The sequence below is a fragment of the Collinsella aerofaciens genome (assembly GCF_040926265.1).
Lineage (GTDB): Bacteria > Actinomycetota > Coriobacteriia > Coriobacteriales > Coriobacteriaceae > Collinsella > Collinsella aerofaciens_BB.
This window is the reverse complement of record NZ_JBCOIL010000040.1, coordinates 1-13,774: the sequence shown is the minus strand read 5'-3', so window position 1 is coordinate 13,774 and position 13,774 is coordinate 1. Positions and strand designations below refer to the sequence as shown.

General features: G+C 60.3%; 9 protein-coding genes. All 9 read left to right on the top strand.

From position 1 onward, the window contains the following. The first annotated feature begins 400 nt into the window (after positions 1–400). A complete protein-coding gene (locus AB5767_RS09705; RefSeq protein WP_368132434.1) occupies positions 401–3,550 on the top strand; it encodes a SpaA isopeptide-forming pilin-related protein in 3,150 nt (1,049 codons plus the stop codon). Continuing rightward, a complete protein-coding gene (locus tag AB5767_RS09700) occupies positions 3,543–5,213 on the top strand; it encodes a SpaA isopeptide-forming pilin-related protein (protein ID WP_368132433.1) in 1,671 nt (556 codons plus the stop codon). Before AB5767_RS09705 ends, AB5767_RS09700 begins: the two co-directional genes overlap by 8 nt. Before the next feature lie 114 nt (positions 5,214–5,327). Further along, positions 5,328–7,082 carry a SpaA isopeptide-forming pilin-related protein gene (locus AB5767_RS09695; RefSeq protein ID WP_368132432.1) on the top strand — a complete coding sequence of 585 codons (1,755 nt, stop codon included), beginning with the start codon at positions 5,328–5,330 and terminating at the stop codon, positions 7,080–7,082. A 306-nt stretch (positions 7,083–7,388) separates the two neighbouring features. Beyond that, positions 7,389–7,541, top strand: a complete 153-nt coding sequence (locus tag AB5767_RS09690; RefSeq protein ID WP_192919544.1) for a hypothetical protein — start codon at positions 7,389–7,391, stop codon at positions 7,539–7,541. A 229-nt stretch (positions 7,542–7,770) separates the two neighbouring features. Beyond that, complete coding sequence (locus AB5767_RS09685) at positions 7,771–8,739, top strand: hypothetical protein (protein WP_368137032.1); 969 nt, start codon at positions 7,771–7,773, stop codon at positions 8,737–8,739. A gap of 143 nt (positions 8,740–8,882) precedes the next feature. Beyond that, a complete protein-coding gene (locus AB5767_RS09680; protein WP_368132430.1) occupies positions 8,883–9,800 on the top strand; it encodes a class C sortase in 918 nt (305 codons plus the stop codon). A gap of 346 nt (positions 9,801–10,146) precedes the next feature. Then, positions 10,147–10,458: an Asp-tRNA(Asn)/Glu-tRNA(Gln) amidotransferase subunit GatC gene (gene gatC / locus AB5767_RS09675; protein ID WP_055250987.1), complete on the top strand. Its 312-nt coding sequence runs from the start codon at positions 10,147–10,149 to the stop codon at positions 10,456–10,458. Next, positions 10,458–11,972, top strand: coding sequence for an Asp-tRNA(Asn)/Glu-tRNA(Gln) amidotransferase subunit GatA (gatA, locus tag AB5767_RS09670; RefSeq protein WP_368132429.1), 1,515 nt, complete (start codon positions 10,458–10,460; stop codon positions 11,970–11,972). The genes gatC and gatA overlap by 1 nt, the downstream gene beginning before the upstream one ends. Next, positions 11,972–13,648: an Asp-tRNA(Asn)/Glu-tRNA(Gln) amidotransferase subunit GatB gene (gene gatB / locus AB5767_RS09665; RefSeq protein ID WP_368132935.1), complete on the top strand. Its 1,677-nt coding sequence runs from the start codon at positions 11,972–11,974 to the stop codon at positions 13,646–13,648. The genes gatA and gatB overlap by 1 nt, the downstream gene beginning before the upstream one ends. Positions 13,649–13,774 lie beyond the last annotated feature (126 nt).

Genomic DNA, 13,774 nt, shown 5'->3' with positions numbered 1-13,774 from the left:
GGGTATCGGGTTCCCACATTCATCCGCACATGTGCGGATGAATGTGGGAGGTGTTCGGATAAAGTCGATAATCAAGGATTGAGAACTCGCTACAAAACTGTCGATATTTGTTGCTCAGATGTTTAACCAATCATTAAAATAGCATTACTAAGCGTGCGCAATTACAGATTGCGCTGATACGTTTGATAGGGAAAGAGCAAGATCGCGGTCTCTTGGGGAGGAGACATCGATGAAAGCGAATTCAGATAAATCCAAGCAGAACAATAAAGCGACACATCGTGTACTAGCAGGTGTTTTGTGCGGAGCTTCCGTTTTGAGCCTGGTACTGTCGCTCGTTATGCCCCCGATCTCGCAGGCCATCGCCAACGACGTCCAGACAGTTTCTACCGAGGAAACTGTAATGGGGGGGGGTTACTCAAGTGAGTCCGCTGCTGTAGATAACACCAGCGAGGATGCCGAAAACCAGAATAGCGACGAGACCAATGGCGGCGAGGCTGGCTCTTCAAATAGTGCTGAGCAGGCTCAGAGTGCGAATGCGGCTTCAGCGAGAGCGACGGCCACCGTGGAGAAGGGAATTTATGTTCCCACGTCTATCGGTATCGGTACGAATATCGATGTCTCCACCCCCGATCCCGGCGTGGCCACCTACGTCGGCCGCGACATGTACATCGGTGGTAAGCCGAGCGACACTAGTAATCTTGATGCGAAGAACGCCCCCACCGGCTCATATGCCGCTGAGGCGGAGGGCCTTACCGTGGTCCGTGGCAAGCTTGCCATGAATCCACTCAAAGAGAGCTGGCCCTATAATAAGAGTGGCGGCGCTGGTTTCCGCTTTGGCACCGTTGGTTTTGGTTCCCAGTTCCGTCCTGTCTACGGCAGCACCGTGCTTGCGGTCGCCGGAATCGACAGTGCGATCACCAAAATGAGCGTTGGTTACAACGGCAACTTGCCGGGGGCGACTACCGTTGGTGCTTGGAACAAAGGCGCTTGGGTCGGACAGCAGAGACCTTTTGAGGGCGCGACTCCTTCCGGCTTTGCCTACACCGCGCAAATCGCAGGCCCCATCACATACTGGCGCGATAGCGACTATAAACGCCAGTCTGTGGTGACAATGCAGGGTAATTGGTACGAGGGCTTGTCTGCTCTGGAAAGCACCCTGTTCAATAAAGCTGTTGATTTGACTAATGTCAACGGTAGCGATTATTCGAGCTATAACGGTACAAATGGATACCTCTCGAAGCTATCGAAACAGCTCGATTCGTTTGAAGATACCGGCGAGGTGGATGTCAACGGCTTTGCAGAGCCTAATAGCAACTACGTCATCAACAAGTACAATAACGACGGAACAAGCTATACACTCAAATTCGATGGTAGCGACGATGGTAGCGGCAAGTCTGTTTCCGGTGCACTCGATACCGGAATCCCGAGCAATCAGATTCGCAACACCGAGCGACTCATCACCTTTACCGGCGATGGAACTTCTATGCAACAGGTCTTCACCATCGCCGGTTCCGAGCTCTCCAACTGGAAGGATGGCGTCTACTACCGCGGCGTCGACTTTAAGTTCACCAATATCCCCGAAGGCGCATCCATTGTCGTGAACGTTACAGGTACTAATCCTGTCGAGTTCCACAACGGCTGGCGCTTCTGGTGGGGAGATACAGAAATATCTCGCGGTTACGAGAGTCAGTACGCCAAGAAAGACCTTGACGCGAAATACTCGCTGGCCTCCCAGTCCATCATGTGGAACTTCGTCGATACCACCAGCCTTACCATTCGAGGCGGCATCGCGGGAGAGGACCGCGCGGACTGGGGATACAGTGGCACAGTCAGCGGTGCTAAGTGGACTGACGACGATCCTGCGGCGGCTATGATCGGATCGATTCTCGTTCCCAACGGAAGTTTCGACGACCATGTGACTACCAACGGTCGCGTTTATGTGGGCGTCGATTTCTCAATGAACAGCCCGAAGGTTGCCGCAGCATTTGGTGAGGGTAACTCGGCTTCCGTCATCGATATGGATCAGGAGCGTCACAACTTCCCGTGGTCCGGGTCGTATACACCGGACGGCTCTGCCATTGCGTGGAGCAAGGTCGACGCTGCGGACGGCACTACGCTGCTCCCCGGTTCCTCGTGGGCTATCTATGGTTCTGTCGAGGATGCTGTCGCGGGCAATAGCAATAACGCTATCGTGACGGTGACTGACGGCGATGCCAACGATTACGATTCGGATGATGGCGAGCTTCAGTTCAACTATTTGAATCAGAAGGCCAAAATTGGCGATCCCGACGATAAAGACTACTTCACGTACTACATTCGCGAGGTCAAGGCGCCGGCTGGTTATCAGAAGTCGGACACCATCTACTACGCAACCATGAACAACACCGGCGAGCAGGTGAACTATGTTCAGGGTCATGTGGACACGGTGAACGGAAATAAGCTCGTTTCATTCGATGATTCCAACACCACGGGCGCCATCTCCAACACCAAGATCACCGGTACGGTGTCTTGGACCAAGGTTGAGGAAGGAGACAAGGGATACACTCCTTTGGCTGGTTCCGAGTGGAAGCTTGCGAAACTGGGTGCCGATGGTACGACCGAGGCGCAGTCTTGGACCGTGAGCGACCAGTCGGCTTCGGGCGAGACCACGTGGGCCGATGCCGACGTCACGAATGGCAAGTTCAAGCTCGAGGGTCTGCTGCCGGGCACGTACACGCTTGTTGAGACCCAGGCTCCGTTTGGCTACGAACTGAAGAACACCTACAAGTTCACGGTGGACAGCACAAACGGCTCCATTACGTGGAAAGAGAACGAGCAGCCGAGCATCGTTGGCGGCACTACGTACATCTCCGACAAGTGCAGTGCTACGTCCGTGAAGATCCCGGTGACCAAATCCGTTCGCAATACGGATTGGCCGAAGGATGCTGACGGCAACTATGTGCCGTTCGAGTTCAGCATTGTGGCTACGGGTGACTATGCAGCCAAAGCCCCCATACCCGAAGCGCCCAAGATTTCTGTTGCCCCAAAGGCAGGGGAGACCGACGCCGACAAGCTCAACAACATCACGGCGACCTTTGGCGCCATGACGTTCAACAAGTCGCACCTGTCCGATACCCCCGGTACGGCGGGTGACTACGCCAGGACCTACACCTACACGGTGAAGGAGGTCGCGCCTACCACCGGTGCCATCGATAAGCTCCGCTACTCCAAGGCCGAGTACCAGGTTGCCGTCACGGTGGAGGCCGAGCTGAATAAGGCCGGCAAGTACTCCGGCCTCACCACTTCCACCACGGTCACGCAGATGAAGGACGACATGGGCAACGCCCTGGGTGAGAACGGGCAGGGCGTCGTGGTTCAACCCTCCGCCGCCGCGCCCGACGCCATTCCCGCCTCCACCTTCACCAACACCTACTCCACCTCTTTGCCCCTTTCTGGTATGTCGGGCGTCACTCTGACGTACCTTGCCGGCGCGGCGGTGCTTTGCGCTGCTGCGGCCTGGATGCACATTCGTCGCAAGGCGAATGCGAAGGGAGGTGAGCGTCGTGAATAAGAAAGTTTGCTCCTTCCCGATCTTGTTTGCGCTGCTTGCCCTCCTGATCGGCACCTGCGCGGTTGTGTTCCCCGCTTCCGCGCAGGCCGCGCCGACCTCGACCGGTTCCATCACGGTGAGCGGCACCGTGGCGAGCAGCTACGACGCCCACCAGATCTTTAGCGCCAACGTCGTCGACGGCGACGGCGACGCCAAGACCGCCACCGATCTCGCCTGGGCAAGCGCCGCCGTGCGCGACGCCGCGCTGCCTGTGCTGCACAGCGCCGGCATGCCCAATTCCCAGACCACCGCGCAGGAAGCTGCCGAGTGGCTCAACACCGATTCCCACCTTACGAGCGCGCTGAGCGCACAGCTCGCTCGTTCCCTCCAGAGCTCTGCCGCCGTGTCCGTGCCCCTTAACGCGGGCACGACGGCCGAGCTGCCCTGTGGCTACTGGCTCATCGTCGCCGACGACGACGCCATCGCCCAGGACCAGGTCGGCACCGCGCCGATCATGGCTCTGGTGGGCGGCAGCGCCGTCACCGTCAAGCCCAAGGCGGCGACCCCCAAGGTCCAAAAGCATGTGCTGGAGGACAGCACCGCCGCCTGGCAGAAGGCCGCCGATGCCACGGTCGCCGACGACCTGTATTGGCGCCTCTCTGCCACGGTCCCGGCGGGGCTCACGGCCTACGACACCTATACGGTGCGGTTCGTCGACACCATGAGCGCGGGGCTCGACCCCTCCAAGGTGGCCGCGAGCATGCGCGTGTACGTGGCGGCGGGCGCAGACGGCGGCTTCGACGCCGTCTCGGCCGGCAAGGACGGCCGCGTCGGCACCGAGCCCACTAAGGGCTGGACCGATATCACGGCCCAGTGCGCCACCAAGGTAGCGGCCGACGGCAAGACCTTCACCGTGCGCACCGGCGACCTCATCGCCGCGCTCGGCGGGGCCGACGCCTTCACCGCGGGCGCCCGCGTGGTCGCCGTGTACAATGCGCCGCTCAACGGCGCGTGCAACCACGGCATCGCGAAGGGCAACCCCAACGAGGTCTACCTGCGCTACCCGCGCTCTCCCTTTGCCGACCAGTCCGGCGACGCCGGCTTTACCCGCACGCCGAGCGACGATGCGTGCGCCTACACCTGGGATCTTGCGCTCACCAAGCGCGGCAGCGACGGCGACAAGCCGCTTGCCGGGGCGGTCCTGAGCATCACCGACGACCGCGGCCGCACGCTGGCGGCCGACGGCACGTGGGATGCGGAGGGCAAGGCCACCGTCACCACGGGCGAGGACGGCCGCGTGACCGTCTCGGGCGTGGACTCGGGCAAGCTGGAGGTCCGCGAGCTCAAGGCGCCCAAGGGCTACACCGCCTTTGAGGGCACGCGCTCCGTGACGGTCAAGGCCGAGGGCCTGGACGTCGACCAGGTGGCCGCCGCCAAGCCCAAGCTCACCATCACGGCCGAGTCGCCCCTGCGCGCCGACAGTGCGGACGGGTCGACGGGCAGCCTGGAGGCGTCGCTCATCAACACGCCCACCGGCACACCCCCTAGCATTACCACCGGAGGCTTTATGCCCTCGACTGGCGATATGGCAATGTACGCCGCGGCCGCCGCAGCGGTCGCCGGAGCCGCGCTCATCGTGGTCGCGCTCCTGGTCAAGCGGGGAGGTGGCAGCCATAAAGAGTAGCTGGCAGCCCCACAGAGAGCGGGGCGAGACGTAGCGAAGTAGATGCTAAGACACAGACAGATGATGACCGATCGAATGAGAACCAACCGGAAAATGGAGGAAAAGAAGATGAGCATGAGCAAGAACATCGCACGCCTGGCAGTAACCGCCGGCCTCACAGCAGCGCTGACCTTCGGCGGCGTCATGGCCCCGGTCACGATGGCGTTTGCAGCGGGTACGCCGACGGTGGCCACGGAGAAGGGTAAGGTGGCTATCACCGACGAAACATACACCGGCACGACATTCAAGGGCATTCAGGTCTTCACCGCGAAGGTCACGCAGGATCAGAAGGGCGATGGGAGCTGGGATGGCTCGGCCGCTAAGACTCTTTCCGATATTCAGTGGGCTCCGGGTAATGTGAAAACCCTCGTTACGACTGCGCTCAAAGACGTTACTGGAGCACCTGGAGTAGATGCTGACGCCCAGACGTGGGCGGAGTTCATCAGCACGACTCAGGGCTCTAATTTTGGAGAGACTACGGCGGTTGATACTGGCACAACTCTTGACTTGATTGCCAAGGCCTTGGAAGGGGACAAGACCCTCACGTGGACAAAGCCAAGCGATTCCACCAAAGGTAGCTTTAAGGATCTTGATAATGGCTACTGGCTTTTCGTGACCGATACGCCCAGTACGACCAACGGTGCTAATGGCAATACTGATGCGTATACCTCGCCGATTTTCACCATCGTCGGTGGCTCTGACGTTAACGTGGCCCCCAAGAAGGACGTCCCCAACGTGACCAAGGCCGTAAAGGATGACAAGAACGGCAAGTTTGTTACGGACGATAGCAAGGATGTTTTTACCGCAGCCAACAAGGCTGCCGACTCCGCTGCTGAACAGCCTGTTGAATATCAGCTTGCCGGCACTGTGGCTAGCAACATTAACACGTATGTCAAGTACAGCTACACTTTCACTGACGAGCTCCCCTCCACGATGGTTCCAGAGCTTCAGGGTGGTAACCCAGTCGTTGAGGTCAAGATTGGTGATTCAGTCGTGGATCCCGCTTGCTACAGTGCGACCTATGTCCCGGGGGAAAGCACGAATACGCTCACTGTTTCCTTCGAGAACCTCAAAGAAGCAAAGGATAAGGCTGGCAATCTCATCAACGTTGACGGTGGTTCGACAGTCTATGTGAACTATGAGGCAAAACTGGTTGCTGGCAAGATTAACGCGGATATGCTCGGCAAGGCCCAGGTGAACAATGTCAAGTTGACCTATTCCAACAACCCGCACACCAATGGCACCGGTACCACGGTTGACCATCCGGCCTACGACTACACCTATGGTATCGACGTTACCAAGGTTGGCAGCGATAATGATGAGGCCGGCAACCCCAAGACTCTCAAAGACGTCGAATTCACGCTGAAGGAGCAAGGCACCGGCAAATTTATCAAGGCCGACGGCACCACGACGTCAAATGAGAATGAAGCAATACTGACCACCACCTCCAAAGGCAAGATCAACGTTGTCGGCCTCGATGAGGGCACCTATATCCTCACGGAGGTTAAGCCTGCGCCTGGCTACAACAACTCCGCGGCAAACGGTGTGACCTTTACTATCAGCCGCACGCTCAATCAGGACGGTACGAATGTGACGCCCGACACGACGAGCGCCATTGTGGCAGGTCAAGATGTTGTTCAGGAGGGCTCCGCGAAAGCTGAAGTCGGCAAGCTCAGCTTCACCATCGTTGACAAGAAGGGCTCCAACCTCCCGCTGACCGGCCTTAACGGCGTGACCTTCACTTGGATTGCTGGTGGCGCGGTGCTGTGCATCGGCGTGGCGCACCTCATCCGCAGCCGTAAGCAGGCTGAGGAGTCCGAGCAGGAGTAACGCTCACTCACCCATCCCTTTGGCAGGTGGGATGTGATGGCCATGAGACTTGCGGACACTTTTCTCGTCCATCGACGTTCTTGCTTTGCCATTCTCTTTTCGGGGCAGACTCCGCACTGGAGTCTGCCCCGTTTTTTTTGGGATAACGCAGCCAGCCTCCATCGTCCGATGGATCAGGCGCATGAATATCGAACAGATGTTTGCAATTATTGCGTTTACCAGCTGTGGGTGCATACGCTCGCAGTAAAATGGCTTTGCGACGCATCCCGTGCGCGGACGGCCGACGACTCGATCGGAGGTCCCCAAATGCTGAAATTCCTTAACGCGCTCGCCGCCCTCGCGGCGGTGGGCACGTTCGTCATCGCGTTTCTTGACTCGTATGAGGTTCGGTTTAAGGTCCGTAGGCGCACGCGCGGTGCGGACGGTAGAAGGCATTTGCGCCGCAACAAGCGCAAATAAGAATGCCCGGGGGTCGGATCCCGGGCATTTAACAAAAGCTGAAAACTGGCCGCCCGCGCTCCCAAACATTTACGCGGGGTGCGTCGTTTTCTATTGATATTGTATCCCGAATCGCCCCGCCGATCCGGGATATTCTGAAAACGCAAATATGGACTTAGGCACGAAAAGAATCTCGTCAATTCCGAGAATTATGTATAATTCCAATATAAACTGGAATCAAACGAAAAAGATGGAAATGAACGAAGCGCTAATCTACTTACAAGAAGCACTAGGTCTCTCCGCCAAGACCAAAACTTGGCCTGGATCCGCACACTTGCCGCTGCATCTGCGGGCGATTGAGGTCCGCGCTGTTGACGCAAACGGTTTTTCGTTTTTGCTTGCAAGTTTGCCTACTGGCGTCGGGCTTCCCGAGGCTAAGAGAGTCTATAGTCAGCTAGCCTTGCGCGCGGAAACTCCTGTTGTCGTTTCGTTTCCTGATGCCGATGCACGTCAGCGCAAAGCATTGGTCGCACAAGGGATTCCCTTTGTCTGCCCCGGTAGACAGGCTTTTCTTCCATTTATGGGCGCAGCCTGCACGGAGAGGGGCGGTGCCCGGTTTCGCAATCACGCGACCAAGATGTCACCCAATGCGCAGGCTGCCGCAATCTGGGGAGCAGCTCAGGAGCCATATCGTCCCTATGACCTTTGTCGTGCGCTTGGGATTTCGGCAAGCCGCGCGAGTGAGGCCATAACCGAGCTTGTTGACAGGGGACTCGCGAGGCGCGAGCGTCGCGAGCGACGTGTCGTCGTGTTCCCTGTTGCCGTTGATCTTCTGCTCAGCGAGCACATGGCAGAGCTCTCCTCGCCTGTCTCGAAGGTCTTTTTTGCAAGGAAGACGCCGCAGATCGACTATCTTGTTGACGCCGGGGAGACGGCGCTCGCTGCGCGTTCGATGCTCGCTGCGCCGGGTATGGAACAAAAGGCCGTCTTAAGAAGTGCATGGCGTCAACTGAGCGACCTCGAAGTCGCAGACGGGGAGTTGCCGGATAACGAAACGGCGATAATCCAAGTGTGGCGCTATGCGCCCGTGTTTGCCGACTCCTCCCGCGTCGATGACATTTCGCTTGCGCTATCTTTGGCGGCAATCGACGATGAGCGAATTCAGCTCGAAGTCGATCGCATGTTTGGAAAGGAATATCCATGGCAAGAAGCGCTGTAGAAGGCCTCCAAGAATTCGAATCGTAGGCGGCGTTTCGGTCCTAGCTGCGTTGCCCGCGGCAGAAGTTCGCTAATCGGCTATTATTTGTTTAGACAACCTGAGCTGTAAAGGAGTGACCGGCGATGGTGCAGGGCGCAAAACATATGAAGAGCAATAACGCCGCGGACAACGGCGGCTCAAGCCTTCAGCCCAAACCTCAACCAAAGCCCAAGCGCCGTCGCAAGCGACTGCCGCGCTGGGCCGATCGGCTCATCACCATCGTCATCATCCTTATCGGCGTGGGGCTTATGACCTGGCCTTGGATCTTGGACCGGCTCGAGGCCTCGGGCGTGTTCAACCAGATCAGCACGGTGTCCAGCACCGTTGACGCGCTGTCTGCCGAGGAGCGCGAGCGCATCCTGCTCCAGGCGCGCTCCTTTAACGAGCAGCTGGCGGGCGAGGCCACCGAGCTCCCTGCCGACCAGATCGAGCCCTACGCTCAGCAGCTCATCTTTGACCGCGACCCCATGATGAGCTGGGTCGAGATCCCCTCCATCGACGTGAGCATGCCCATCTACCACGGCACGAGCGAGGAAGTCCTTATGGCAGGCGTCGGCCACCTGGAGGGCACGAGCCTGCCGGTGGGCGGCACCTCGACGCATTGCGTGCTCACCGCGCACTCGGGCATGCGCAACCTGAGCATGTTCGACGACATTCACTCGCTGAAGCCCGGCGACCTGGTGCTGCTGCACACCATGAACAAGACGCTCGCCTACAAGATGGTGGACTCCGAGGTGGTGCTGCCCGAGGAGATGGAGTCGCTGACCATCGAGCCCGGCGCCGACAAGGTGACGCTTGTCACCTGCACGCCCTACGGCGTAAACGACCATCGCCTGCTGGTGCACTGCGTGCGCACCAAGTACAACAAGAAGGACGTCGACAAGCAAAAGTCGCTGGCCGGTCGCCACTGGGGCAAGCGCGAGTTTGCCGTGCTCATCGTGGTCGTAGCCATTGTGCTGTTGCTGCTGGACATCGTGGTCCACGCGGTCCGCAAGCGCCGCAAGGCCAAGGCCTCGGCATAAGACATTCTTCAGAACCACCGCAACGGGGACAGGCACCTTTGTGGTGGTCGGGGCTTCCAAACCATCACAACATTCGATGAAAATCTCGATTTTGGCGAAAAGCGTCGAATGTTGTGATGGTTTTCGTTGCGGGCGGGACGGTTTTCGTTGCGGGCGGGACGGTTTTCGTTGTGGGCGAGACGGTTTTCGCTATGGACGGTGCGGTTTCGTTGCAGAACCGCCGGTCCGCCGCCTGCCAACCGCCGTCCTCGTTACGTTTTCGCTGCATTTGGGTAAAGCGCCTGCTCCAAGCCGGCGTTGCCTTGTATACTAGAGCGGTTTAACTGTTATGCGGAAGGGAGCGCCTATGGCACTCAGCGAGAAAGATGTGCGCGGCATCGCCGAGTACGCAAAGATCGCACTGACCGATGACGAGCTCACCCAGATGACGTCCTACATGAACGACGCCGTCCAGATGCTCGAGCCCGTCTTGCAATATGACTTGCCCGACGTGGAGCCCACGTTCCATCCCATCGGAAGCCTGTCCAACGTGATGGGCGATGACCTGCGCGAGCCCGAGCGCGACCTGCCGCTCGACGTTGCGCTCGAAAACGCCGGCAGCGCGCGCGACCGCTACTTCCGCGTGCCGTCCATTTTGGGAGAGGGGGAGAGCGAGTAATGGCGCAGAGCTTCGATTCCCTTACCGCCGCCCAGATCGCCGCGGGCGTTGCCGCCGGCGACTTTACCGCTACCGAGGTGGCCCAGGCCTCCCTTGCCGCCATCGAGGCGCGCGAGGGCGGGGTCCAGGCATTCCTGCAGGTGGCGCCCGAGCTTGCGCTCGAGGCCGCTGCGCGCGTGGATGCCGACCGTGCCGCAGGCAAGCCACTGCCCCCGCTCGCGGGCGTGCCGCTGGCCATTAAGGACAACATGAACCTCGTGGGCACGCGCACCACCTGCGCTTCCCACATGCTCGGGGACTACCAGAGCGTCTACACCGCCACCTGTGTCCAGCGCATGCTCGATGCTGGCTGCCTGCCCATGGGCAAGGCCAACATGGACGAGTTTGCCTTTGGCAGCTCTACCGAGAGCTCGGCGTTCCACCGCACCAACAACCCCTGGGATACCGAGCGCGTGCCCGGCGGCTCCTCGGGCGGCTCCGCTGCCGCCGTTGCCGCGGGCGAGGTCGCGCTTTCGCTGGGCTCGGACACCGGCGGCTCCATTCGCCAACCGGCATCGCTGTGCGGCGTGGTGGGCTTTAAGCCCACGTATGGCGCCGTGAGCCGTTACGGCGTGGTTGCCTTTGGCTCGTCGCTCGACCAGGTGGGCCCCTTTGGCCGCACGGTCGAGGATGTCGCGCTGGCCATGAACGCGCTTACCGGTGCGGGCCACGATCCGTACGACTGCACCAGCCAGGATTGCGCCGTCGACTTTACCGAGCATCTCAACGACAGCATCGAGGGCAAGCGCGTGGGCATCATCCCCGCGTTTATGGAGGCCGAGGGCCTGACGCCCGAGGTCAAGGCCGCTGTTCAGCGCGCCGCCCAGGAGCTGCAGAACCAGGGCGCCGAGCTGGTCGAGGTCGACCTGCCGCATCTGGATGCCGCCATCGCCGCCTACTACGTCATCGGTCCGGCCGAGGCGTTCTCCAACCTGGCGCGCTTCGACGGCATTCGCTACGGCTACCAGGAGGAAGGCTGCGCCAACCTGTCCGACCAGAGCTCTCTCTCGCGTGCCCACGGCTTTGGCGCCGAGGCCAAGCGCCGTCAGATGCTCGGCGCCTACCTGCTGAGCTCGGGCGTGTACGACAAGTACTACTACGCTGCGCAAAAGGCCCGCACGCTCATCACGCAGGACTACGACGCCGCGTATGCCAAGGTGGACACCATCCTCATGCCCGCCTCGCCGCGCACGGCCTTTAAGTTTGGCGAGATCAGCGACCCCACGCAGATGTACCTTTCCGACCTGTACACCATCTCGCTCAACATTTGCGGCAACGGTGGCATCTCGGTGCCGCTGGGCCTGGGCGAGGATACTCAGCTGCCCGTTTCTGCCCAGCTGGTGGGTCCGGCCTTTAAGGACCGTCCGCTGCTCACGTTTGCCCGCGCCCTGGAGCGCGGCTTTGCCGATGCCGCCACGGGTGCGCCCGCGCTTTCCGTCGCGCCCGATTTTGCCGGGAAGGGAGGCGAGCTGTAATGAAGGAGCTTTCCGAGGTCCTGCAGGATTGGGAGGCCGTGATCGGCCTGGAGATCCATACCGAGCTCACCGCACTCGATACCAAGATGTTCTGCAACTGCAAGCTCAGCCACGATGACGAGCCCAACGCCAACGTGTGCCCGGTGTGCCTGGGCCTGCCCGGCGCCCTGCCGGTTCCCAACAAGCGCGCCATCGAGAGCATCGTCAAGGCCGGTCTCGCCACCAACTGCGAGATCCAGCGCCACTCGATGTTCTACCGCAAGCACTACTTCTATCCCGATATGGCCAAGAACTTCCAGACCACGCAGGGTCCGGTCGCCTTTGCCATGTACGGTCACCTGGACCTGGACGTGACCGGTCGCGGTGCCGCCGAGCGCCCCGACTGCGCGTTTGGCGAGGCCGAGGCTCAGAGCCTGGCGAGCGCCTCGGCCAACGCCGAGGGCCTGTCCACGTCCATGACGTCGACCATGCGCGAGGGTAACCAGCGCGCCGGTCACCTGGCCAGCTACGATGCGTCCAACCTGCAGATGCCCGAGCGTCGCGAGGACGGTTCCTACGCGGTGCCCATTCGCATCCTGCGCATCCACATGGAGGAGGACGCCGCCAAGATGGTCCACGTGGGCGGCGCCGAGGGTCGCATTACCGCTGCAGCCGAGTCGCTCGTCGACTACAATCGCTGCGGCACGCCGCTGATCGAGCTCGTCACCGAGCCCGACCTGCGCACGCCCGAGGAGGCTCGCCTGTTTATGGAGAAGCTCCGTCGCATCTTTGTGACGCTGGGCATTTCGGACTGCTCCATGGAGAAGGGTTCCATGCGCTGCGACGGCAACGTTTCGCTGCGCCGCCGCGGCGAGACCAAGTTGGGCACCAAGACCGAGCTTAAGAACCTCAACTCGTTTAAGAGCCTGCACGACGGCCTTGCCTACGAGATTTGCCGCCAGGCCGAGGTGCTCGAGGAGGGTGGCATTATCTACCAGGAGACCCGCCACTGGGAGCCCAGCCGCAAGCGCACCGTGGTTATGCGTGTGAAGGAGACGGCCGACGACTACCGCCTGTTCCCCGATCCCGACCTGGCGCCGTTCGATCTGGACGACGAGTTCATCGACCGCTGCCGTGGCGAGATCCCCGAGCTGCCCGATGCCAAGCGCGTTCGTTTTGAGGCCGACTTTGGCATTAAGGCGGCCGATGCCGAGCAGATCGCCGGTGACCCCGAGTTTGCCGAGTTCTTTGAGGCTGCCGCTGCCGGTATGGCTGGCAAGGAGGCCCAGACGGTCGCAAACCTGCTGGTGAACGAGATGATCGCCTACCTTAAGGGCGCGGGCGTCTCGCTGGCCGAGTCCGGCATCGCGCCGGCTCAGGTAGCAGCCCTTGCTAAGCTGCTGGCGACCGATGCCATCAGCTCCAACCAGGCGCACGAGGTCTTTGAGGCCATGGCCCAGACCGGCGACGACCCCAACAAGATCGTCGACGAGCGCGGTATGCGTCAGGTGAGCGATGCCGGCGCGCTGCAGCCGATCGTGGACGAGGTGCTGGCAAACTGTGCCGATCAGGCGCAGCAGTATCGTGACGGCAATCAGAAGGTCATCGGCTTTTTGGTGGGCCAGTGCATGAAGGCGAGCCGCGGCAAGGGCAACCCGAAGCTCTTCAACGAATTGCTGAGAACGTCGCTCTCGTAAGCGGGAACCCGGGAGCCCCGGCAGGGCGGGTGCTTCCTCAAAATTTCGAACAGTCCTGCGCAAGACGAAGGCCACATTAAGTGGCCTTCTTTGCGTGCGGAACTCATTTTGAGCAAACACCCGCCC

Excerpts from the sequence above, each read along its gene's own strand:
- AB5767_RS09705 (WP_368132434.1), top strand. The coding sequence starts at position 401 with ATGGGGGGGGGTTACTCAAGTGAGTCCGCTGCTGTAGATAACACCAGC.
- AB5767_RS09695 (WP_368132432.1), top strand. The coding sequence starts at position 5,328 with ATGAGCAAGAACATCGCACGCCTGGCAGTAACCGCCGGCCTCACAGCA.
- AB5767_RS09690 (WP_192919544.1), top strand. The coding sequence starts at position 7,389 with ATGCTGAAATTCCTTAACGCGCTCGCCGCCCTCGCGGCGGTGGGCACG.
- AB5767_RS09685 (WP_368137032.1), top strand. The coding sequence starts at position 7,771 with ATGGAAATGAACGAAGCGCTAATCTACTTACAAGAAGCACTAGGTCTC.
- AB5767_RS09680 (WP_368132430.1), top strand. The coding sequence starts at position 8,883 with ATGAAGAGCAATAACGCCGCGGACAACGGCGGCTCAAGCCTTCAGCCC.
- gatC (WP_055250987.1), top strand. The coding sequence starts at position 10,147 with ATGGCACTCAGCGAGAAAGATGTGCGCGGCATCGCCGAGTACGCAAAG.
- gatA (WP_368132429.1), top strand. The coding sequence starts at position 10,458 with ATGGCGCAGAGCTTCGATTCCCTTACCGCCGCCCAGATCGCCGCGGGC.
- gatB (WP_368132935.1), top strand. The coding sequence starts at position 11,972 with ATGAAGGAGCTTTCCGAGGTCCTGCAGGATTGGGAGGCCGTGATCGGC.